Annotated in this window: 18 protein-coding genes; 8 read left to right on the top strand and 10 right to left on the bottom strand. The window is 65.6% G+C overall.

Annotated features, from left to right (window positions below; genetic code table 11):
• Positions 1-91: 91 nt before the first annotated feature.
• The 3 genes from L2Y97_RS00580 to L2Y97_RS00570 are packed head-to-tail and all read right to left on the bottom strand — an operon-like array spanning position 92 to position 4,145.
• Complete coding sequence (locus tag L2Y97_RS00580; protein ID WP_247431576.1) at positions 92-1,393, bottom strand: c-type cytochrome; 1,302 nt, start codon at positions 1,391-1,393, stop codon at positions 92-94.
• On the bottom strand, positions 1,390-3,654 hold the full coding sequence (locus tag L2Y97_RS00575; protein ID WP_247431573.1) for a xanthine dehydrogenase family protein molybdopterin-binding subunit: 2,265 nt from the start codon (positions 3,652-3,654) through the stop codon (positions 1,390-1,392). Before L2Y97_RS00575 ends, L2Y97_RS00580 begins: the two co-directional genes overlap by 4 nt.
• Positions 3,651-4,145, bottom strand: a complete 495-nt coding sequence (locus tag L2Y97_RS00570; RefSeq protein ID WP_247431570.1) for a (2Fe-2S)-binding protein — start codon at positions 4,143-4,145, stop codon at positions 3,651-3,653. The genes L2Y97_RS00575 and L2Y97_RS00570 overlap by 4 nt, the downstream gene beginning before the upstream one ends.
• A 330-nt stretch (positions 4,146-4,475) precedes the next feature.
• On the opposite strand from L2Y97_RS00570, the gene L2Y97_RS00565 reads away from it, so the two are divergent.
• Entirely contained in the window at positions 4,476-5,903 is a 1,428-nt protein-coding gene (locus tag L2Y97_RS00565; protein ID WP_247431567.1) for a chitinase, read from the top strand.
• Positions 5,904-5,953: 50 nt separating this feature from the next.
• Here L2Y97_RS00565 and L2Y97_RS00560 read toward each other — a convergent pair whose 3' ends face one another.
• Entirely contained in the window at positions 5,954-6,943 is a 990-nt protein-coding gene (locus L2Y97_RS00560) for a glycoside hydrolase family 43 protein (RefSeq protein WP_247431564.1), read from the bottom strand.
• 117 nt (positions 6,944-7,060) lie between these two features.
• Entirely contained in the window at positions 7,061-9,181 is a 2,121-nt protein-coding gene (locus L2Y97_RS00555; RefSeq protein WP_247431561.1) for a TonB-dependent siderophore receptor, read from the bottom strand.
• A 173-nt stretch (positions 9,182-9,354) separates the two neighbouring features.
• Between L2Y97_RS00555 and L2Y97_RS00550 the strand changes: the two genes are divergently transcribed.
• From L2Y97_RS00550 to L2Y97_RS00540, 3 genes are read left to right on the top strand one after another with little or no spacing between them, the layout of a single operon-like run.
• Positions 9,355-9,672 carry a DUF3649 domain-containing protein gene (locus tag L2Y97_RS00550; protein WP_247431559.1) on the top strand — a complete coding sequence of 106 codons (318 nt, stop codon included), beginning with the start codon at positions 9,355-9,357 and terminating at the stop codon, positions 9,670-9,672.
• Positions 9,669-11,216: a PepSY-associated TM helix domain-containing protein gene (locus L2Y97_RS00545; protein ID WP_247431556.1), complete on the top strand. Its 1,548-nt coding sequence runs from the start codon at positions 9,669-9,671 to the stop codon at positions 11,214-11,216. The genes L2Y97_RS00550 and L2Y97_RS00545 overlap by 4 nt, the downstream gene beginning before the upstream one ends.
• Positions 11,213-11,479, top strand: coding sequence for a DUF3325 domain-containing protein (locus L2Y97_RS00540; protein ID WP_247431554.1), 267 nt, complete (start codon positions 11,213-11,215; stop codon positions 11,477-11,479). The genes L2Y97_RS00545 and L2Y97_RS00540 overlap by 4 nt, the downstream gene beginning before the upstream one ends.
• Positions 11,480-11,482: 3 nt before the next feature.
• Here the strand turns inward: L2Y97_RS00540 and L2Y97_RS00535 are convergent, their stop codons facing one another.
• Positions 11,483-12,142, bottom strand: a complete 660-nt coding sequence (locus tag L2Y97_RS00535; protein ID WP_247431551.1) for a M24 family metallopeptidase — start codon at positions 12,140-12,142, stop codon at positions 11,483-11,485.
• Positions 12,143-12,162: 20 nt separating this feature from the next.
• Positions 12,163-13,248 carry a CDP-glycerol glycerophosphotransferase family protein gene (locus L2Y97_RS00530; protein ID WP_247431548.1) on the bottom strand — a complete coding sequence of 362 codons (1,086 nt, stop codon included), beginning with the start codon at positions 13,246-13,248 and terminating at the stop codon, positions 12,163-12,165.
• Positions 13,249-13,283: 35 nt separating this feature from the next.
• On the opposite strand from L2Y97_RS00530, the gene L2Y97_RS00525 reads away from it, so the two are divergent.
• Positions 13,284-14,051 carry a glycosyltransferase family 2 protein gene (locus tag L2Y97_RS00525; RefSeq protein WP_247431545.1) on the top strand — a complete coding sequence of 256 codons (768 nt, stop codon included), beginning with the start codon at positions 13,284-13,286 and terminating at the stop codon, positions 14,049-14,051.
• A 44-nt stretch (positions 14,052-14,095) separates the two neighbouring features.
• Here the strand turns inward: L2Y97_RS00525 and L2Y97_RS00520 are convergent, their stop codons facing one another.
• Both L2Y97_RS00520 and L2Y97_RS00515 read right to left on the bottom strand, forming a co-directional pair.
• Positions 14,096-14,914, bottom strand: a complete 819-nt coding sequence (locus tag L2Y97_RS00520) for an alpha/beta hydrolase fold domain-containing protein (protein ID WP_247431542.1) — start codon at positions 14,912-14,914, stop codon at positions 14,096-14,098.
• 10 nt (positions 14,915-14,924) lie between these two features.
• Complete coding sequence (locus tag L2Y97_RS00515; protein ID WP_247431539.1) at positions 14,925-15,428, bottom strand: hypothetical protein; 504 nt, start codon at positions 15,426-15,428, stop codon at positions 14,925-14,927.
• A 163-nt stretch (positions 15,429-15,591) separates the two neighbouring features.
• Here L2Y97_RS00515 and ompR point away from each other — a divergent pair, with 163 nt between their 5' ends.
• Both ompR and L2Y97_RS00505 read left to right on the top strand, forming a co-directional pair.
• Positions 15,592-16,314 carry an osmolarity response regulator transcription factor OmpR gene (gene ompR, locus L2Y97_RS00510; protein WP_247431536.1) on the top strand — a complete coding sequence of 241 codons (723 nt, stop codon included), beginning with the start codon at positions 15,592-15,594 and terminating at the stop codon, positions 16,312-16,314.
• Positions 16,311-17,561 carry an ATP-binding protein gene (locus tag L2Y97_RS00505; RefSeq protein WP_247431534.1) on the top strand — a complete coding sequence of 417 codons (1,251 nt, stop codon included), beginning with the start codon at positions 16,311-16,313 and terminating at the stop codon, positions 17,559-17,561. Before ompR ends, L2Y97_RS00505 begins: the two co-directional genes overlap by 4 nt.
• Here the strand turns inward: L2Y97_RS00505 and L2Y97_RS00500 are convergent.
• Complete coding sequence (locus tag L2Y97_RS00500) at positions 17,544-18,623, bottom strand: NAD(P)H-dependent flavin oxidoreductase (RefSeq protein ID WP_247431531.1); 1,080 nt, start codon at positions 18,621-18,623, stop codon at positions 17,544-17,546. The genes L2Y97_RS00505 and L2Y97_RS00500 overlap by 18 nt on opposite strands.
• Before the next feature lie 170 nt (positions 18,624-18,793).
• Here L2Y97_RS00500 and L2Y97_RS00495 point away from each other — a divergent pair, with 170 nt between their 5' ends.
• Positions 18,794-20,539: an FAD-binding oxidoreductase gene (locus L2Y97_RS00495; protein WP_247431528.1), complete on the top strand. Its 1,746-nt coding sequence runs from the start codon at positions 18,794-18,796 to the stop codon at positions 20,537-20,539.
• Positions 20,540-20,632 lie beyond the last annotated feature (93 nt).

The raw sequence follows: 20,632 nt of genomic DNA, 5'->3' as shown, positions 1-20,632 counted from the left end.
GCCCGTTGCCCTGTCGCGAGTGCTTGCCCCACTCGCCGGACATTGTAGCTAATCCTTGCACGTTGAAATGTCGCAAGGACCTGTGAATTTTTCATAGGGCACGCCGGCGCGCTACTTCTTCGGGTGTCACTTCACCTTGCTTCCCGCCGAAGTGGGCGATCACGTAGTTCGCCAGCGCAGCGACTTCCGCGTCGCTGTAGGCATGACCAAAGGCGGGCATGTACACCTCGTTCTCGCCGATGCGCATCTTCACGCCCTGGAGGATGGCCTGGGTGACGTTGGCGCCTTTGGGATCGTTGACGCCGCGCGTACCTGCCAGGCTGGCATACGAGGACTGCTGGCCGGCGCCATTCCATTGGTGGCAGCTCGCACACGCGCCCTCGAACAACTGCAGGCCCATGGCATTCGCGGGGGTATCTCCGCCCGGGGCAGCCTCGGTGGACGCCAGCATCGCCTGGGCCTTCGGGTCCACCACGATCGGATCCTTGCCCTCACGTGCCGGCACCGTGCGCAACCAGCTCACCAGCGCAGACGTATCCTCCGGCGTAAGGAATTGCAGGCTATGCGCCACGGCTTCGCCCATGGGGCCCGATGCCGAGGCGTGCCCCTCGGCATGGCCCGTACGCAGGTACTGCGCCAGCGCCTCATCCGACCACTGGCCCACGCCATGCACGTTGTCGGAGGTGATGTTGTAGGCACGCCAGCCCTGCAGCACTTCACCCGCGAGGGCATCGCCCTGGTTCATGCCAAATCCGAAGTTGCGCGGGGTATGGCATTCGCCGCAATGGCCGAGCGCGCCGGCAAGGTAGGCACCCGAGTTCCATGCCGGTGGCCGCGCCGGATCCGGTTCAAAGCGATGGCTACGGAAGAACGCGGCATTCCAGAACGCCATGGCCCAGCGCTGGTTATAAGGGAACCCGAGCTCATTGGGCCGGTTTTCCTGGTGCACCTTCGGCTGGGTGAACAACCACGCCTTGATCGCCAGCACATCGGCCCGGCTCAGCTCGGTGTACGAGGTATACGGGAAGGCGGGATACAGGTGTTTTCCATCGTTGCGAATGCCTTCGCGAACCGCACGCACGAACTCATCGTCGGTCCACGTGCCGATGCCGGTTTCCGGGTCGGCGGTGATGTTGGATGAGTAGATGGTGCCGAATGGCAACGTGAAGGCCACGCCGCCGGCGAAGGGTTTGCCACCCTCGGCCACGGTATGACACGCCACGCAATCGGCTGCGCGCGCCAGGTAGGCACCGCGCGCCACGGGGTCCGCATTCGATGGAGCACCAGCAATCACGGGAGCGGTACCGTCGGCGGTATCGGGCCGCGTACGCCAGAAGAAAACCGCCGCCCCAATGACGACAAGCACCAGCAGGATGATCAGCACGCGTTTCATGCCACGCCCTCCCCGCCCGTACCGGTATCGGCCACGTGTTTCATTGCTTCGGGTTGCGCCAGTGACGTGCGTGCCACCGGCATCTGGTGCAGCCGGATCCCGGTCGCCGCGAAGATGGCATTGGCCAGGGCCGGTGCGGCAATCGCGGTACCCACCTCACCAATGCCGCCCGGCGCCTCATCGCTCTCCACCTGGTGCACCTCGAAGAGCGGTGTCTCGTTGATACGCAGGTTGCGGTAATCGTGGAAATTACTCTGCTGGATCGCACCGTGCTCCAGGGTGATCCCGCTGTAGAGCGCCGCACTGAGCCCGAACAACACGCCGCCTTCGATCTGTGCCTTGACCGAACTTGGATTGATCGTAATGCCGTTGTCGATCGCGGCCACGGCCCGCCGCAGTTTCACCACACCCTGCGCCGTCACCTCCACTTCGACCGCCAGGCACACATGGCTGCCGAACGGCGAACCCACCGCGATGCCGCGCCCGCAACGTGCAGGTAACGGGCTGCCCCAGCCGATCTCTTTGGCGACGCGATCCAGCACGCCGAGCGGCCGCGAACCCGGTGCCATGATCGCCCGCCGAAATGCGACCGGGTCCTTCCCGGCCGCATGCGCCAGTTCATCGATGAAACTCTCAACCACCCAGAGGTTGTGCGTCGGACCCACGCCGCGCCACCAGCCGACCACCAGCCCAGGTGGCATGTCGTGGCGCACCCACTCGACGAGCGCGTTGTCCATCACGTACGGCAGGTCGGCGGCGGATTCGATCGCATCGCTGTCCATGCCGTCCTTGCCCATGGCACCCGGCAGCCAACGGCCCAGCACGGTGCCGCTGGTAATACGGTGATGCCACGCGACCGGCTTGCCGTCACTATCCAACGTCGCCGAGATGCGATCGAAGTACAGCGGGCGCACGCGGTCGTGGCGGATATCCTCCTCACGGCTCCAGATCACCTTCAGCGGGTAAGCCACCTGCTTGGCGAAGGCGATGGCCTGCTCCACCTGGTCGGTCTCCAGGCGGCGGCCGAAGCCACCCCCGAGATAGTGTCCGTGCAATGTGACTGCGTCGGCGGGTATGCCGCAGATGCGGGCCGCTTCCGCCACGACGCGGGTGGGCACCTGCGTGCCGGTCCACACTTCGCATTTCCCCGGCGTGACATGCACGGTCGCGTTCAGTGGCTCCATGGGCGCGTGCGCGAGCATCGGGGTAATGAATTCCGCGTCCACTTGCTTACCGCCCGCGGGCGCATCGCCCTTCGGTTTGCGCCCGACCAGCACGGGCCCATCCTGGGAGCTCCGCTTCAAGGCATCGATGAGGCCCTGTGTATCCAGGTTCGCGTTGACACCCGGCTTCCACGTGATCTGTAGCGCCTCGAGCCCCCGCGATGCGATCCAGTAGTTACTGCCCACCACGGCGACGGCGTTATCGAGCTTGATGATGTCGATAACGCCCGGGATGGCCCGGGCAGCCGTGTCATCCACTGCGCCCAGCGTACCCGCGAGTTCGGGACTGGTGCGCACGGCGGCGAACTTCATGCCCGGCACGTTCACATCGATGCCGAACTGCGTGGCGCCATTGACCTTGTCGGGCGAATCGACGCGACGCAGTGGCTTGCCGATGAGGGTGAAATCCTTGCGCTGCTTTAGCGTGACGTTAGCGGGTTGCGGCAACTTGCCCGCGGCATTGGCCACCGAACCAAAGCCGAGCGTGCGGCCGGAAGGCGCGTGGGTAATGACGCCTCGCGCCACACTGCACTCTGCGGGTTCAGCGTGCCACTGCGCGGCCGCCGCAGCGATCAGCATCTCGCGTGCGACAGCGCCCGCTTCGCGCAACACCTGCCACTGCCCGCGCGTGCTGGTGGAACCACCGGTGATCTGGCCGCCGCCCAGCAACGCCTGCCCATACAGCGCATCATTGGGCGGCGAGTGCTCGATCGTGATCTGATCCATACCCACGCCGAGCTCTTCGGCCAGCATCATCGAAATGCCGGTGTAGATAGCCTGGCCCATCTCGACCGTCGGCATCACGAGGCGCACCTTACCGTCGGCGTCGATGCGAATGAAGGCATTCGGTGCGAACGGTGGATTGCCATCCGCGGCGCTGGCTGCGGCATCGGCATCCTGGCGGCGGGCATTCATGGCGGCCACCGCGGGCCCCATCCCCGCCGTCCAGAGAAAAGCGACCGCCAGGCCACTGCCCGCGACCTTGAGCGCGGCGCGCCGTCCGGGATCCATGCCATCGTGCTCGACCCGGGCGCTCATGACGGGCTCCCATCGACGATGACCTGCAGGCCATGGGCTTCGCCGGTGGCCGCCTGGTGGATCGCTTCGCGGATGCGCACGTACGTGCCGCAACGGCAGATGTTTCCCGACATCGCTGCATCGATATCGGCATCGCTCGGCTTGGGTGTCCGTGCCAGCAGCGCCGCCGCCGACATGATCTGGCCTGATTGGCAGTAGCCACACTGGACGACATCGAGCGCCAGCCAGGCTTGCTGCACTTTCGCTCCTTCCGGCGTGGTGCCGACGCCTTCAATCGTCGTGATCGCGCGGTCACCAATTGCTGACACCGGAAGCTGGCAGGAGCGCACCGGCTTGCCATCCAGATGCACCGTGCAAGCGCCGCACTGGGCGATGCCACAACCGAATTTCGTACCGGTCAGCCCAACGACGTCACGAAGTACCCAAAGCAGGGGCATCTCCGGCGGCACATCGACCTGACGGTCTTCGCCATTCACACGAAGCACGATCATGCGTGACTCCTCCTGGCTGTCGCGGGCAAGGCCGCGGCGTTCGCTGGGGTGCGTGTCGGAAAGAGCTTACGCCAATCCGAGGCATTCGGAGCGCCACATCGGCAGGGATACCGACATCGCGAGATCGCATCGTTTCGCATGATCGACCTTGCTGCTTGCACGTCCTTGCGGTGAGTTCGTCCTGCGAAACCACCGGTTCCGGCAGTTATGCCGTTTTACGTGCACGCCGCGCGGGCCTTTAGGACTTCACCGAATAGGCCCGGTGCCTTTGCCCCACTACGTTGTCGCTGTGCCGTGAGGCACCTACCCATCGAAACGCAAGGAGGCTCCATGAAGCGTTATATACGCAGCGCCATAACGCCTGCCGCTGTACTGCTCGCCCTGTCCCATGCAACGGCCGCGCGTGCCCTCGACTACGACCCGACCTATAGCTATCCGGCTGGTTGCGTCGTCAACTGGAAGCAGCAGGTTTTCCAAAGCAAATGGTGGACCGGTCCCGGCCACTCGCCCGATGAGGTCGATTCCGTCGCAAACCCGTGGGATACATCGTGGGAACGCGCACCGCAGGGGACACCTACCGGCTGCAAGCACGAGCAGCCCGTACCTCCTGACACGGGCGGTCCTGGCGATCCAGGCAAGCCGCGCGAGGTATTGTTGAGCACGCTGCTGGCCGACGAGGCGGCGAAAGCGGCCGAGTACCCGGTCATCGAAGCCTTGCGTGCATCCATGCGCACGCTGGACAACGCTACCGTGGAGGCCGTGCAGCCCGGTCGCGAACAGAACCCGGCCAACGTCAGGCGCGTGGAACGTATCGTTGATGCGACGAGGTTCGAGTACCTGTTTCCCTTGCACTCAGGGGAATACTCGTACCTCGGTTTTCTCAAAGCCATTGCCAAGTTTCCCGCCGTGTGCGACGACTACGGTGCGCCGCGCGATGCGGAGGCCATCTGCCGGAAGACGCTGGCAACCATGTTCGCGCATTTTGCCCAGGAGACGGGCGCCCACGAAAGCTGGCGCCCCGAAGAGGAATATCGCCAGGGCCTGTTTCACGTAAGGGAAATGGGCTACGAAGAGCAGTCGAATGCGTTCAACGGCAATTGCGCGGCACCGATATGGCAGAACGAGGCATGGCCCTGTGGCAAGTGGCCGGACGGCCGCTACAAGAGCTACTTCGGCCGCGGGGCGAAACAACTGTCGTATAGCTTCAATTACGGGCCCTTCTCGGAAACCATCTATGGCGACGCAAGGGTCCTTCTGGATTCGCCGCACCTGGTGGCCGACACATGGCTCAATCTGGCGAGCGCCGCGTTCTTCTATGCGACCGCACGGCCGCCGAAGCCCTCGATGCTGCATGTCATGGATGGTTCCTGGCAACCGAATGCCGCCGACATCGCCGACGGTCGCCTTCCCAGCTTTGGCGTCACCACCATGATCATCAATGGCGGCGTCGAATGCGGGGGCAGCGGCCCGGAGCATGCGGCGTCGGCTAATCGCATCACGTATTACCGCGCCTTCGCCGCCCACCTTGGGGTGCCCATCGAGGCGTCGGAGAAACTCGGCTGCCGCAACATGAAGGAGTTCAGCGCATCGAGTTCGGGCGCGGTTCCGATCAGCTGGGTGCCCCACTGGGACCCGCAGCCGAGCTGCTACCTCGTGCCCTGGGAAGCGCAGCACTCGGTTCTGAAGCCCGGCGACTACGTACAGTGCATTCGCAAGGGGTTTCCGGATCTTGAGATCATCGATGACGTGAGTCGTTGATACACGCAGGTAGCCGGCGCCATGTGTGCCGGCTACCTGCAAGCCACCGCTCAACGCAGCGGCTTGGCCGTCACCCCGTCAAAGGTCATCTTCACCGGAAGGATCTTCCCATCCTTGTCGAACTCCATCTTGTCGATGGAGATGACGCGATGGTTGCCGTTGGTATCACCCAGCGGATGGCGGTGGTACACGATGTACCAGCTGTCATCCTTCGCCACATGGAAAACGGAATGGTGGCCGGCGCCGGTCGCCACTGCCGGATCCCGCTCGAGGATCTTGCCGATCCGCTTGAACGGGCCCATCGGCGAATCGCCAATGGCATACGCCACGCAATAGTCGGGACCGGTCCAACCACCTTCGGACCACATGAAGTAGTACTTGCCGTTGCGCTTGAACATCAACGGCCCTTCCACGTATTCCTTGGCGGGCGTGATTTCCTTGTACACCGTGCCATCGGCCATCGGCTCGACGCCGGTGAAATCCGGCTTCAGCTTGACGATGTTGGCGTGCTTCCAGCCGCCGTAGATGAGGTACCAGGTGCCATCATCGTCGTGGAACGTGAACTGGTCGATCGGCTGCGCGCCGTTGTGGAAGGCACCGACCAACGGCTTGCCGAGCAAATCCTTGAACGGGCCATCCGGCTTGTCGGCCACGGCCACGCCGATGCCGCCGAGTTCCTTGTCGCTCTGGATATCGTTGGCGCCAAAGAAGAAGTAGTACTTGCCGTTGTTCTTCACCACGGACGGTGCCCACAACGCCTTCTTCGCCCAGGGGATATCGGCGATGGCGAGCACGTTGGGATGTTTGGTCCAGTGGACGAGGTCGGGCGAGGAGAACGCATCGAAGCCCGTCTGCTTCGCGTACTCGAGCGACGTGGTGGGGTAGATCCAGTAGGTGTCATCGAAGATCGCGGCTTCGGGGTCGGCGTACCAGCCCGGAAACACGGGGTTGCCCGAATGGCCCGGTGGCGGTGCGGCGAATGCGGCGGTAGACGCCAGCGCGCCGATCAGCGCGAAACCCAAGGCCTTGCGAATCCCCATCACGATCTCCCCGCTCATTTGTAGGACAAACCCCGATCCTAACCCGAGCGGCCCAGCTATGTGTAGGAGCGCGCTTGCGCGCACGATCGCGCGCAAGCGCGCTCCTACAGGGGCCTATCAGAATCGATAGGTTGCGTTGCCGACGATGCTGCGGCGCGGGCCGTAGAAGCAATCGCCGCGCGCCAGGCAGCTCGCGCTGTAAACCTGGTCGGTGAGGTTCGCCGCGTTCACCGAGAACCGCCACGGGCCTTGCGTCCACGCGACCATCGCATCGAACAGCGTTTTCTTCGGCACAGTCAGCGTGCCTGTCTCATCGTAGTTCACGCCGATGTAGCGGACGCCGGCACCAAAGCTCAGGCCATCGCTGTCCGCATCGTTCACGTGATACACCGCCCACGCGGAGGCCTGGTTCTTCGGCAGGCCCGCCACGATCGTGCCGTCACTTGGGCGCGCCTTCGCCCAGGTATAGGTGCCGATCAGGTCCACGTGGTTGGCGAAGCGGGTGGATGCCTCCAGCTCCACGCCACGTGTACGTGCGCGGCCGGCCTGGATCTGGTTCAGCGGGTTCGCCGGATCCGGTGCGAGGCGGTTCTCCTCGCGCAGGTCGTAATAGGTAGCGGTGATGAGCGTCGGGCTACCCACCGGCTGGTACTTCACACCCGCCTCGTACTGCTTGCCGCGCAGCGGCTCGTACGGACGGTTGTAGAAGTCCAGGCTATCCAGCGGCTGGAACGATTCGGTATAGCTCACGTACGGCACGATGCCGCTATCGAAACGGTACATCAGGCCATAGCGCGCGGTGGTGGCGTTATCCACCGAGCGGTCGTCACCCGTGGTCAGCGTGGCACGATCGTGGCGAAAGCCCACGGTGCCGATCCAGTGTTCGCCCCAGTTGATCTGGTCCTGCACGTAAAGGCCGGTCTGCTTCGACTGGCTGTTCGCGATCGGGAACACATCCGGCGGCACGAAGCCGTTGCCGTACACCGGGTCGTACAGGTTGAACGGCGTCGCGTCGTACCCGTAGCCCTGACGGCTATCCGTGTGCGAGCGGCCGATATCCAGGCCCATCAGCACACGGTGCTGCATGCCGAGCCAGTCGAAGTCGGCCTGCAGGTGCGTGTCCGTCACCAGGCGCTCGTGGCGGTCCTGCGAGATATAGCTATAACGCGCCACGGTGCTGGCCGTGTCGTCGAGGAACGGATACGCCGGATTCGAGTACACATCCGGATACAGCGAACGGTAGTCCACGTCGTCATGCGAGTAACGCAGGTTCGTCTCGAACTTCCACGTGTCGTTGAAACGGTGTTCGAAGAACGAGCTGAGCGAACGCTGCTGGGTATCGTAACGGTCGAAACCCGGCTCGCTCACGAAGCGGTGCGTGGAGATGCGGCCATTAGGGTTCGGCAGCAGCGTGCCCTCGTGGGGCAGGAAGTTCAGGGTCGAGCCGTTGTGGTCGAACTGCAGGTTCGCCAGCAGCGTCCAGCGGGTGTTTTCATCCGGCTGCCAGGTAATGGAGTGCGCAATACCCTTGCGGTCATCCGGGACATGATCGATCTGCGAGTCGGAGTCACGGTAAACACCGATCAGGCGGTACGCCCAATGGCCAGCTTCATCGAGCGGGCCGGTGAAGTCGAAACCCACCTGCTTGCGGGCGTTGTTGCCCACCTGCAACGTCACTTCGTGCGACGCATCGAACTGCGGGCGCTTGGAGGTCAGTGCGATGAGGCCACCCGTGGTGCCCTGGCCATACAGCACGGACGACGGACCACGGACGATTTCCAGGTGGTCCAGGAAGTAGGGCTCAGTGCGTGCGTACGAATAACCAAACGCCTGGCGCAGGCCATCCAGGTACTGCACGAACGAGGTGCCGCGCAGGAAGGCGTCATCACCGCGACTGTCCACACCGTAGGCATCGGCGCGCACACCGGCCGAGTAACGCAACGCATCCTGCACGGTCAGGATGCCCTGGTCGCGCATCTGCGTGCTGGAGATCACCGAGATGGCCTGCGGCGTTTCGATAATCGGTGTGTCGGTCTTGGTCGCCGAGGTGGCGTCGCCACGGGTGTAGCCCGCATCGACGGCCGTGCCCTGCACTGACACGGCGTCGAGCTGCACGGCCTTGTCGCGCTTCTGCTGGGCCTGATCGTCCGCGGCCGCCGGGCCGTCGGCCGCATTGGCCAGCAGGGGGAGGAGCGCGCTGGCCAGCAGCACGGGGCGCAATTTCTTGTGGAAGATCATGGGTTTTCCCTGGGCTGGCGGGGCAGGAGAGCCCGGCGCCGACTCGTATTTGCGAATGAATCTCATTAATATAATCGCCCGATACCGGCGTTCGTGCAATATTGCGAATGACACGCATTGACGGTTAACCCGCGCCTGGCGCGTCGGCGGCCGCCCGCCCTGAAGAGAGTTCCATGCCCCGTTCCGCCCCCCACGGCGCCGCCGAATCGCGCCTTGCCCATGCCCTGGACGTGACCTCACGCACCGTCCTTGCCGCCGTGGGCGGCTATATCGCCGCCGCCCTCACCACCGCCGGGCTGGCCCGCTGGCTGCCCCTGCCCCGGGTTGAGGCGGTCATGGCCGGCATGCTGGTGTCGTTCGCTATCTACGCCACCGTCGCGATCTTCGCGTTCGCCGTGGCGCGCACCGCGCGGGTGTGGTTCTGGACCAGCGTTTACTGCGTGCCGCTCGCGCTCGCCCTTTACCTGTCCATGCACGGGGGTGGTGCATGAACGGCGGGCTTCGGCAGTCCATGGCCTGGCTGCACACGTGGGTAGGCCTTTTGCTCGGCTGGCTCCTGTTCCTTGTGTTCGTCACCGGGACCGCGGCGTATTTCCAGGACGAGATCACCCGCTGGATGCAGCCTGAGGTGCATGGCCAGCGCAACATCGAGGCGGGCGCCGAAGGCGCCATCGCATATATGCAGCAACATGCGGCCGATGCGGAACAGTGGTCCATCGAGTTGCCCGGCCCGCGCGCGGTGGCGACCACGGCATTCTGGAAAGAAAAGGGGGAAACCTTCGCGCAGTGGCGCGACCATGCGTTCCTCGTCGATGGCCAGGGCCAGAAGGTGGATGCCCGCGATACGCTGGGCGGCTGGCGGCTGTACCGCATGCACTTCGATCTGTACTACCTGCCGGTGCTGTGGGCACGCTGGGCGGTAGGCCTGGCCGCCATGTTCATGCTGGTCGCGATCATCAGCGGCGTGATCACCCACAAGAAGATCTTCGCGGACTTCTTCACCCTGCGCTTTGGCAAAGGGCAGCGTTCCTGGCTGGATGGCCACAACCTGAGCGCCGTGCTCGCCCTGCCGTTCCATTTCATGATCACGTATACGGGGCTGGTCACCCTGGCCGCGCAATACATGCCGTGGGGCGTCGCCGCGGCATACGACAACCGGGCCGCGTACTACGCCGACGCCTTCGGTGCGGATGAATCGCCCAAGCGCTCGGGCACCACGGTGCCCATGGCCTCTGTCACCGCCATGATCCAGAAGGCACGCGAAACCTGGCACGGCGCCGAGCCCGGCTACATCTTCGTGCCGGTGCCCGGCGATGCGAACGCGGTGGTGAAGCTCACCCGCGCCACCGGGGAAGGCATGGATACGCGCGGCGAAACGCTGACCTTCGATGCCGCGACGGGCGTGATGCACGAGCGGCCGCCGATACGCGGCGGAGCGCGCGAAACCGAGAGCGTCATGGTGGGCCTGCACGCCGGTCGATATGCACCGCTGTTGCTGCGCTGGTTCTATTTCCTGTGCGGGCTGGCCGGCACCGCCATGGTCGCTACCGGGCTGGTGCTGTGGACCTCCAAGCGCCGGGTCCAGTTACCCGATCCAGAACGGCCCTACTTTGGTTTTCGCCTGGTCGAACGCCTGAACGTGGCGACGATCGCCGGCCTCCCCTTCGGTATTGCCTGCTACTTCATGGCCAACCGGCTGCTTCCGGTCGAGATCGCGCAACGCCCCAACTGGGAAACGAACTGGCTGTTCATCGGCTGGGGCGTGCTGTGTGTCGTTGCCATCGTGCGGCCAGTGAAACGCGCCTGGGTGGAAACGTTATCTGTCGCGGCAGCAGGGTTCCTCGCTGTACCGGTCGTCGACATGATGACGACCGATCGTGGCCTGTTCGCGAGCTTGTGGCGTGGCGACGTGCTATTCGCCAGCTTCGACCTGATGATGTTGGCATTCGCCGCCCTGCTTGGCTTTTGCGCATGGAAGGTGCACCACCGCAAGGAAGGGGTCCGGCTGCGGCGCAAGAAGGAAGCCCTCGCATGATGTTCGTATGCGTGATGGCAGCGATGCTCGGGTTCGCCGCACTAAGCATGGGCATGTCACGGCACCAGCGCGATGTGCTCGGCAAGGCGTTGCCGGCACCCACCACAAAAGCGTTGAAGGCGGCAGGCTGGCTGTTGCTCACGGCCTCATGGGCCGCCGCCATCGCCAGCGATGGCGCCGCGCTGGGCTCGGTGTACTGGATCGGCGCACTGACCTTCGGCGCGCTGGTCGTGGCCTTCTCGGTTACCCGTCTGTCGCGCTAAGCGTCACGCCATCAACAGATCTTCGTAGAACGCGCCAATCGGCAACTCCGGGTGCGCGATCTGGATCTCGAGAATCCAAAGGCCGGGTACCGGCGTGGCATCGAAGTCACCGAGGTTGCCTGCCTTGTGCACGGCATGCGGGTAATCGCCCACGCGGTGACCCTTGGTCTCGTGGTTAAGGCGCCAGCCCAGCGATTCGGCCTGTGTGGCCACATAGTCGTACAGTGCTACGCCGGTCACGCCCTCACGCCAACGCGCTTCGCCCCGGCGGAATAGCTCGCGGGCCGCTTCGACACAGGCGTGCATGATGCTGTCATCGCCGACGACGAACGTGTCGCCCACATCACCTTCGTGACCCTCGAAGACCGGCCCAAGGTCGACAAAGAAGATGTCGTTCTGCGCCAGCACGGTATCGGGTGCGGAACGCTGGCGGAACGTCTTCAGCGTGTTCGCGCCGAAGCGGATGATGCTGGGATGCCAGATACGCTGCATGCCCGCTGCATTCAAACGCTCGCCAGCCACCGCAACAGCCTCGGGCTCGGTCATGCCCGGCACGATGTGCGCGGCGATGTCGTGCAACGCGGCCCATGAGCGCTCGCGCGCTTCGAGCATGCGTGCGGTAGAGAACGATGTACCGGTGTTTTCGGCGGTGGCGTTGGGCATGGCTGGCTCTCGGGCTGGCGTCAGGCGCCATCAGGCAGCAGCGCAGGCAGATCACGGCTGGCCTTGTAGCGACGAATCAGGTTCAGGGGCTTGCGGGCGAGTTTGCCAAACTCGCCGCGCTGGTACGCAGCCACGGCATCGAGCACACGCTCGCTGGCGTGGCCATCGTGGGATGGATGGATCGCGTCGGCATGTGCCTTGATGGCCGCCATCAGCTCGGGCGGGTGGCTGAGCGCACGGTCGATCGCGGCATCGACATCCTCCGGCGTGGGCACATCGAGCATGAAAGGATGCGGCACGCGGTTGGCGATGGTGACGACGGGCTTGTTCATCACCGCGAACTCGTGGATCACTGACGAGGTGTCGCAGACGAGCACATCGGCCGCGCGCTCGAGTTCGATGAGCTTGTCCGAGGTGAAGAAGCGTGCGTTCTCCGCTTGCAGCCCGCGATACGCGGCAAAAAGTTCGTCGCTGCACTTCGGATGCAGGGTGAGTAGCCATTGGCGGTCACCGCGGGCGATCATCCTTCGCAGCGGCTCCACCATGGCGGGTGCGGCGCTAAGGCGGTGGCTGAATGTCGATGCGTACATCACGACCGGCCGCCCGTCGCGCTCGGGAATGGCCGGATCGCGTGGTGGCGCAGGCTCGATGAACAGCGGATCCAGCTTCGGCCAGCCGGTTTCGCGCACGGCGAAGTAGCGGTGTTCCTTTGCGAGCGCTTCGAAAGGCGTCGTCGTCGCGGGCCCCTGGGTCACATACAGATCGAAGAACCCGCGAATGGCGAAGTGCCCCCGGCCCGGTTCGCGTTTCTCGGCGTTGAAGCCGTGGAACACCTGCACCTTGATGCCGGGCAGGCGTGGCGACACCCAGTTGGCCGCGCAATACACGGCCTCGGGCTGCATGGCCTTCGCCGCTTTGAGGCTGGTGACGCGCCGCTCACCGGGCGTCAGCTGCGCCGCCACGGCATCGGGGACGATCCAGCCCACGGCCTGCCCACGCGCCTGTGCAGCCGCGGCCAGAGGCCGCAGGATAGGCAGGGCGTATTCCTCGGTGGCGAACATCAGGCACGCGGCCACGGCAAACCTCGAACGGGGGCAACGTGGCATTATGGCGCGTCAGCCCCTTTCATTCCCGTGCTTTCATGACCCAACGGCCCATTTCCCTCTGCGTGATCACCCAGAACGAGGCCGACCGCATCCGGGATTGCCTGGCCTCGGCCAGCTTCTGCGATGACCTGGTGGTAGTGGATGGCGGCTCCAGCGACGAGACCCAGGCGATCGCACGCGGCATGGGTGCCCGCGTGTTCGAGCGCGCCTTCGATGGCTTCCGCAGCCAGAAGGCGTTCGCCGTGGCCCAGGCGAAGAACGATTGGGTGCTCTGCCTGGATGCGGATGAACGCGTGGGCGATGACCTTCGCGCCGCGATCGAAAAGGCCTTCGAGGGCGGCTTCGCGGGCGCGTCCGGCTACCGCTTTTACCGCCGCAACGATTTCTTTGGCCGCTTCATGCAACACGGCAACGCCGGCGCCGACAAGGTGCTTCGCCTGTTCGATCGCCGCCAGGGCGGTTGGCGGGGGGCGCGTGAAATCCACGAATCGGTGAGCGTGGATGGTGAGGTGAAGATGCTCGGGGGCTACCTCGATCACTACCCGTACCGCTCGCTGTCGGAGCTGATGGCCAAGCAGGAACGCTACGCACACATGATGGCCACCGAGGAATTCACCGCCGGCAAGCGCGCGACGCTCACGCAGATCATCGTGAGCCCCATGTGGCGCTTCTTCCGCGGTTACGTGCTGCGCGCCGGTTTCCTGGATGGCTGGCGAGGGATCGTGTACGCGTTGCTTCGTGTGGAGTACGTGCGGCGCAAGTACGTAAAGCTGTATCTGCTGCAGCACGGCCAAAAGCCGTAGGACCCTCGTCACCCCAAGCGCCGTGGTCACCGGCCGCCCCATCATCAGATGCCGGCGTTTTTCTTTAGCCAGGCGTCTATCTGGTCGGTGTAGGTGTTCTGCGCACCGAGCGTGCGGTTGATGTCCATGTGGCTGAGCGGCACCGGCAGCACGTCGGCCTTCCCTCCCAGCTGCCGCGCCTTCGCAACGAATCGCTCATTGGCCGGGCACGATTCGCGACGCTCGCTGGAGCACACCATGAACATGGGTGCCGCGGGTGCCGCTGCCATGCGGTCGTAAGGCGATACGGTGGCCCACGCAACCGGGTCGTTACCGAACACCCGGTCGTAGAAGCGGGCGTGCGGGTTGTTCATGATCCCCGGCACATCCACCGCGCCGCTATCGAGCGATACCGTTGCCAGCCATGGTTGAACGCCCGCGGCGCGGGTCAGCGATGGCGCAACCGCCAGTAGCGAAACCAGGTGCGCGCCCGCCGAGTGCCCCATCAGCACGATGCGCGACGGATCCCCATGCCATTCGCGGGCGTGCCGCTGCACGTAGGCTAGCGCAACCGCCACATCCTGCGCCTGCGCCAGCGGGCCGGCCTGGGGCAGCATCCGGTAATTGATGGCCACGAAAATGGCGCCCGACGCACTCCAATGGCCCGCTTTCGGCTCGGCCAGCCCCGGGTTGTCCTTGTCGCCGAACATCCACGCGCCGCCGTGCACCATGACGATGATGGGTGCGTCCCGCGGGTGCGGTGGCAGGTACACGGCCATCGTCTGCCGCGGATCAGCGCCATAGGAAAGATCCGTCGCCGCGTGCGCCAGGCGTGCTACGGAGGAGAGCAAGACCAGGAGAATCAGCAGTACACAGCGACTCATCAGGTTTCCTTTAGCGGCACGGAATGGGCTGGCCAGAGGCATCGGCGCACGTTCCGCTATGGCTCACACCATCCTTCGTGACCGTGGTGCTACCGGTGTAGGTGTTGCCGTTGCGCCCCGTGGCATCCGTGTCGTGCGTGATGCCCTGCCCCGTGGCACCGGTGGTGCTGCCGTTATAACTGCCGCCGTTCGCACCGTGGGCCTGGGTGGTGCGGTCGAAGCTGCCCGTGCCATCCGCGTTGCGCGATGCGCTGCCCTGGCTGGTAGCGGTGCCGCCATTCGGGCCGCGCCAGGCACTGCGGGCATTGGACGTGACGTTGCCCAGGCCATCGCTCGTGGTGCGGCGACCGTGAACACCCGCGGCGCCGTCAGGGCCACGGAAGCCGCCCGCGTGGCCGGCAGTCACGCCGCCGTTCGGGTTGGCGTGGATGCCCCGGGCGGCGAACCGGCCCGTCGCGTCCACCGTGCCGGCGACGAACAACATGCAAAGGGTAAAACCAAGCGGACGAAGCATGGGAAGGCTCCTGCGGGTGGCCATGAGGCCGGTACGTCATCCTCCGCCAGCGGGCACCGGCCGTGTGCGTGCAATCGCAACAGGAGGTTTCAACACGGGCCGGCTGAAACATCCTGTTACAACTTCGCCCCCCACCGCCGGGCGAACCCGGCAGAATCAGCCCATGGCCGACTCTCCTCCCGCACGGATCCTTATCGTCGATGACGATGTACGCCTGCGCGACCTGCTATCGCGCTACCTGGAAACCCAGGGCTTTTCCACGGCCACCGCCGAGGATGGTCGGGCCATGGATCGCGAACTCAAGCGCGGCCATGTCGACCTGATCGTGCTGGACATCATGATGCCGGGCGAGGATGGCCTGGCGATCTGCCGACGCCTGCGCGGACAAGGTGTGCAGACACCCGTGATCATGCTTACGGCGCGGGGGGACGACATCGACCGCATCGTGGGGCTGGAGCTGGGCGCGGACGACTACCTCGCCAAACCCGGCAACCCACGCGAACTGGTCGCCCGCATCAACGCCGTACTCCGCCGCGGACGTGGTATCCCCGGCGCCCCACGCGCCGACGCCGCCGATGTCGCGTTCGGCCCCTTCGTCCTGGAACTGGGCACGCGCCGGCTACTGCGCGACGGTGAGGCCCTGCACCTGACCACCGGTGAGTTCGCCGTGCTGGCGGCACTTGTGCAGCGGCCGCGCCAGCCGCTCACCCGCGATCAGCTGATGAGCGCGGCACACGGGCGTGAACATGAGGCCTTCGAGCGCAGCATGGATGTGACGATGAGCCGCCTGCGCCGCCTGATCGAAGATGACGCACGCACGCCGCGTTGGCTGCAGACGGTATGGGGAACGGGCTACGTCTTCGTGCCCGATGGTGGCGCGCCATGACCCACAGCCTGTTCTCGCGACTGGCGTGGCTGCTTGGTGGCACGGTAGCTGTCGTGCTGATCGTTGGCCTGGTCGTACTCCGCCTGAGCGGCAATGGCGCCGCGGGCGAGATCGCGGCGCACACGATCGGTACGCGCATCGTCGCGGCTGACGCGTTGCTGGCCCACGGAGACGAGGGCGCACTCGCGGCGTTGAATGTCATACATGCACCGGCGGCCCCGGTCGGGCGCACACCGATGCTCGGCATGGTGCGCAATGCGCTCGGTCAGTTGCGCGAACAGTTCCCCGGTCGCGAGATACGCATTGATGGCCTACGGGATGCCTCTGTCTGGATCGCCGCGCGAGACCCGGCTGCCGGGTGGCTCGGAGTACGCCTCGATGGCACTCGCGTGCCCGTATTTCGTGCGGGTCTTCTGACGATCCTGCTAGCCGGTGTGGTCGTGCTGGTGGCAGCCGCGCTCTACGCACGCAGCCTCACCGCACCCCTGCGCCACCTTGCCGCCGCCGCCAATGGCATCGTCAACGGCGCCGAGCCCCCGGCACTGCCTGCCGGGGCCGCACGTGAGTTGACCGAGTTGCGCGGCGCCCTTGCACGCGGCGCTGCCGATGTACGCGCCAGCCGCAAGGAACGTGACCTGATGCTGGCTGCGCTATCCCACGATATGCGAACGCCACTTGCTCGCCTGCGCTTGGGATTGGCCATCGCGGCACCGCCTGACGAGGCGTTGCGCACCGGCATGGAGGCAGATATTGAAGCGCTGGATGCCCTGTGCGAGCACTTCATCGCCTTCGCGCGGGATGGCCGTGATGAACCGGCCGCAAGCGTTGACCTTGCTGCGCTGTGTGCAGATGTCGTTGCGGCTGCGGCCACCCATGGCGAACCTTGGGCGCTCCACGTACCGGCAGCATGCGTGGTCATGGGCAAACCCCTTGCCTTGCGCCGCGCGGTGGAAAACCTTGTGCGCAATGCCACTCGGCATGGCGCGGCGCCCTTCGCGCTAGCCGTCGAGCGGGCGGGCAAGGAAGCGCACGTGGAAATCCGCGACGGTGGTGTGGGTGTACCGCCTGATGTGCTCGCTCATCTGGGCGAGCCGTTCGTGCAGGGCAATGCCGCCCGCAGCAACGCCGTGGGTAGCGGCCTGGGGCTGGCCAGCGTCAGACGTACGGCCGAGCAGCACGGCGGCAGCCTGCGCCTGCGCAACCTCCCCGCAGGCGGCTTCGCCGCGACGCTAGTCCTCCCTGTGTAGGCGCTTTTGGGCCGCGTCGGCTATCGCGCGGGTGATGGCTTCGGCGCTGCCTTCGCGGGCAAGGGCGCCAGCCTGGCCGCTCCACAGCGGCTGGAAATCGCCGTGGCCGTTCTTCTCCGTGGCCGCACGCATCGGTGCCAGTGGGCCACCGGCCAAGGGGAACGGCAGCGGGTCGGAGGATAGCGGCCCGACTTCGCGCATGATCCGGTTGAGCACGCCGCGCGCCGGGCGCCCGGTGAGGACATTGGTGACGGCGGTGTTGTCGTCACGTGCTTCCTTCAGGGCCGCCTTGTGCACCGGCACGCTCACCGATTCATCCGATAGCAAGTACGCCGTTCCGATCTGGACGCCCGCTGCGCCCAGCATGAGCGCGGCGGCCATGCCGCGACCGTCGGCAATGGCGCCGGCGGCAATCACCGGGACATCCACGGCATCGACCAGTTGCGGTAGCAGTGCGAACAGGCCCGGCTGGGTCGCCATGTCGTCGGTAAGGAAGTTGCCACGGTGGCCGCCGGCTTCGTTGCCCTGGGCAACGATGGCGTCCACTCCGTGATCCGCCAGCCAGCGGCCCTCCGCCACGGTGGTAGCGGTGCCCACGATCTTGGCGCCGGTGGCCTTCACCCGGTGCATTAACTCGTGATCGGGCAGGCCAAAGTGGAAGCTGACCACTTCCGGCTTCAGTGACTCGACCATCCGGCACATCGCATCATCGAACGGCGCGCGGCCGCCGGCGGCCGGAAGGCCGGAGGGATCGACACCGAATTCCTTGAAGTACGGCGCCAGCCGGCCGAGCCAGCGTGCCTGCTCGGCGTCGGTCGGCGTGCGCGGCTGGTGCGAGAAGAAGTTCAGGTTGATCGGCGCGGCCACGGCGCCCCGAAAGAGAGCGACCTCCGCGGTCACCTTCTCGACCGTGATCGAGGAGCAGGGAATCGAGCCCAGGCCCCCGGCCTTCGCCACGGCAATGGCCAGGGCCGACCCACCCGAACCCGCCATCGGTGCGAGCAGGATGGGGGTGTCGATTCGGAACAGATCGAGCAGGCGGCGATCGGGCCAGGCTGGCATGCGTGAAGCTCCCGGGGACGGAGGAAGGCCCTAATGATGCGCCGGTTGCCACCGTCCCGCTTGTCCCCACCACCCCGCGGTTCGTCCCCGGGATGGCGGTTTTCCTCCCCATCCGGGCGACACGGGGCGCGCTGCGGCGCAGGATCGAGGCCATTCAAAGGAGACCGACCATGGACCGCCGCACCCTGCTGAAGACCGCCCTTGTGCTCCCGCTGCTACCCCTTGCCGCCAAGGTGGATGCGTTCGTGACCGGCGGAGGCCGCTGGTTGAAGCCGGGCGCGGCGGGCTGGCCGACGGAGGCCGATTGGGACGCGCTGAACCGACTGGTCGGCGGCCGGCTTTCCATTCCGAAGAACCCCCTGCTCGATCCCGCCACCCGTGAGGACGCGCTCGCCCACATCGGCAACCAGTTCTACGTGGGCGACCAGCCAGGCCTCACCCAGACCGGTGCGTACTACAACGCCTGGACCTCCACGCCCAGCGCCAGGGTGCTCACGGCGGAGAGCGCTCAGGACATCGCGACGGCGGTGACCTGGGCGCGCCAGCACCGCGTGCGCCTCGTGATCCGTGGTGGCGGGCACAGCTACCTCGGCGCCTCCAACGCGCCGGATTCATTGCTGATCTGGACCCGCAAGATGAACGCGGTGCAGCTGGCTGACGGGTTCGTACCGCAAGGTGCGAAGGCGGGAACGCCCGGCGTGCCGGCGGCTCACGTCGGCGCGGGCGCCATGTGGATCGACGCATACCACGCCGTGACGACCATGGGCGGCCGCTACATCCAGGGCGGCGGCTGCACCACGGTGGGCTGCGCCGGGTTCACCAACGGGGGTGGCTTCGGCAGTCTCTCCAAGGGCTTCGGCACCGGCGCCTCCAACCTGCTCGAGGCGGAGATCGTCACGGCCGACGGGAAGATCCGCGTCGTGAACGCTTACCAGGATCCGGAACTGTTCTGGGCATTGAAGGGCGGTGGTGGTGGCAGCTTCGGCGTCATCACCCGGCTTACGTTCCGCACGCATTACCTTCCCCAGCTGTTCGGCGTGGTGCGCGGCACGATCCAGGCCAACAGCGACGAGGCCTATCACGCGTTGGTCGCGCAGGTGATGCGGCATTTCCGCGACCACCTGTGCAACCCGAACTGGGGCGAGTGCATGGAGTTCCACGGCGATGGGCACATCGACCTTCGGATGCTGTTCCAGGGGCTGGCGGAAGACCAGGCGAAGGCGGCGTGGCAGCCCTTCGTCGACTGGGTGGCGGCGCACAAGGAATACACGTGGAAGGATCCTTTCTGGGTCAGGACCCTGCCAGCCCGCCACTTCTGGGATATCGATTTCTACCAGGAGCGCGGCCTCACGTTCGCCGTGCCCGATAACCGGCCGGGCAAGCCCGCGTACCACATGGTCTGGGCCGGCGACCAGGAGCAGGCCGGTGCTTACATCTACGCTTACACCTCCGCATGGCTCCCTTCCCGCCTGCTCAAGGACGACCAGGTGGATACCCTGGCCACCGCCATCGTCGAGGCCTCGCGCATCCAGGGGTTTGCCTTCCACTTCAACAAGGGGCTTTACGGTGCCTCCGAGGAAACGCTGGCACGGGCCCGCGATACCGCCATGAACCCGGAGGTGCTGGATGCCTTTGCCCTGGCGATCATCGCGACGGGTGGCCCGGCGGTGTTCGAGGGCCTGCCGGATGCGCACCGCGACGACGTCAAAGCCAGGCGCGAGTCCGACGCCGTGCAACGGTCCTACGCCCGGCTCACCCGGGTCGCCCCCGGGGCAGGCGCCTACTTCTCCGAGAGCGATTACTTCCAGAAGGACTACGCGAAGGCCTACTGGGGCACGAACGTTAGCCGGTTGACCGCCGCCAAGCGGAAGTACGATCCGGATGGCACGTTCGCGGTGCGCAACGGGATCGGCTGAACGGCGCAAACCCTTGCGCCACGGGGGTTTGGGCAGGCTCCTGCGACAGGCTGTTGCTTTGCAACAGCGGTGTGATGCGGCATACTTGAGACC

Source organism: Luteibacter aegosomatissinici (genome assembly GCF_023078495.1).
GTDB classification, from domain to species: Bacteria; Pseudomonadota; Gammaproteobacteria; order Xanthomonadales; family Rhodanobacteraceae; genus Luteibacter; species Luteibacter aegosomatissinici.
The sequence above is the reverse complement of the archived record's forward strand: the minus strand, read 5'-3'. Positions and strand labels throughout refer to the sequence as shown.

Excerpts from the sequence above, each read along its gene's own strand:
- L2Y97_RS00500 (WP_247431531.1), bottom strand. The coding sequence starts at position 18,623 with ATGCCAGCCTGGCCCGATCGCCGCCTGCTCGATCTGTTCCGAATCGAC.
- L2Y97_RS00575 (WP_247431573.1), bottom strand. The coding sequence starts at position 3,654 with ATGAGCGCCCGGGTCGAGCACGATGGCATGGATCCCGGACGGCGCGCC.
- L2Y97_RS00550 (WP_247431559.1), top strand. The coding sequence starts at position 9,355 with ATGCCCCGTTCCGCCCCCCACGGCGCCGCCGAATCGCGCCTTGCCCAT.
- L2Y97_RS00530 (WP_247431548.1), bottom strand. The coding sequence starts at position 13,248 with ATGCCACGTTGCCCCCGTTCGAGGTTTGCCGTGGCCGCGTGCCTGATG.
- L2Y97_RS00540 (WP_247431554.1), top strand. The coding sequence starts at position 11,213 with ATGATGTTCGTATGCGTGATGGCAGCGATGCTCGGGTTCGCCGCACTA.
- L2Y97_RS00580 (WP_247431576.1), bottom strand. The coding sequence starts at position 1,393 with ATGAAACGCGTGCTGATCATCCTGCTGGTGCTTGTCGTCATTGGGGCG.
- L2Y97_RS00560 (WP_247431564.1), bottom strand. The coding sequence starts at position 6,943 with ATGGGGATTCGCAAGGCCTTGGGTTTCGCGCTGATCGGCGCGCTGGCG.
- L2Y97_RS00505 (WP_247431534.1), top strand. The coding sequence starts at position 16,311 with ATGACCCACAGCCTGTTCTCGCGACTGGCGTGGCTGCTTGGTGGCACG.
- L2Y97_RS00565 (WP_247431567.1), top strand. The coding sequence starts at position 4,476 with ATGAAGCGTTATATACGCAGCGCCATAACGCCTGCCGCTGTACTGCTC.
- L2Y97_RS00570 (WP_247431570.1), bottom strand. The coding sequence starts at position 4,145 with ATGATCGTGCTTCGTGTGAATGGCGAAGACCGTCAGGTCGATGTGCCG.
- L2Y97_RS00555 (WP_247431561.1), bottom strand. The coding sequence starts at position 9,181 with ATGATCTTCCACAAGAAATTGCGCCCCGTGCTGCTGGCCAGCGCGCTC.
- L2Y97_RS00515 (WP_247431539.1), bottom strand. The coding sequence starts at position 15,428 with ATGCTTCGTCCGCTTGGTTTTACCCTTTGCATGTTGTTCGTCGCCGGC.
- L2Y97_RS00545 (WP_247431556.1), top strand. The coding sequence starts at position 9,669 with ATGAACGGCGGGCTTCGGCAGTCCATGGCCTGGCTGCACACGTGGGTA.
- L2Y97_RS00495 (WP_247431528.1), top strand. The coding sequence starts at position 18,794 with ATGGACCGCCGCACCCTGCTGAAGACCGCCCTTGTGCTCCCGCTGCTA.
- L2Y97_RS00535 (WP_247431551.1), bottom strand. The coding sequence starts at position 12,142 with ATGCCCAACGCCACCGCCGAAAACACCGGTACATCGTTCTCTACCGCA.
- ompR (WP_247431536.1), top strand. The coding sequence starts at position 15,592 with ATGGCCGACTCTCCTCCCGCACGGATCCTTATCGTCGATGACGATGTA.
- L2Y97_RS00525 (WP_247431545.1), top strand. The coding sequence starts at position 13,284 with ATGACCCAACGGCCCATTTCCCTCTGCGTGATCACCCAGAACGAGGCC.
- L2Y97_RS00520 (WP_247431542.1), bottom strand. The coding sequence starts at position 14,914 with ATGAGTCGCTGTGTACTGCTGATTCTCCTGGTCTTGCTCTCCTCCGTA.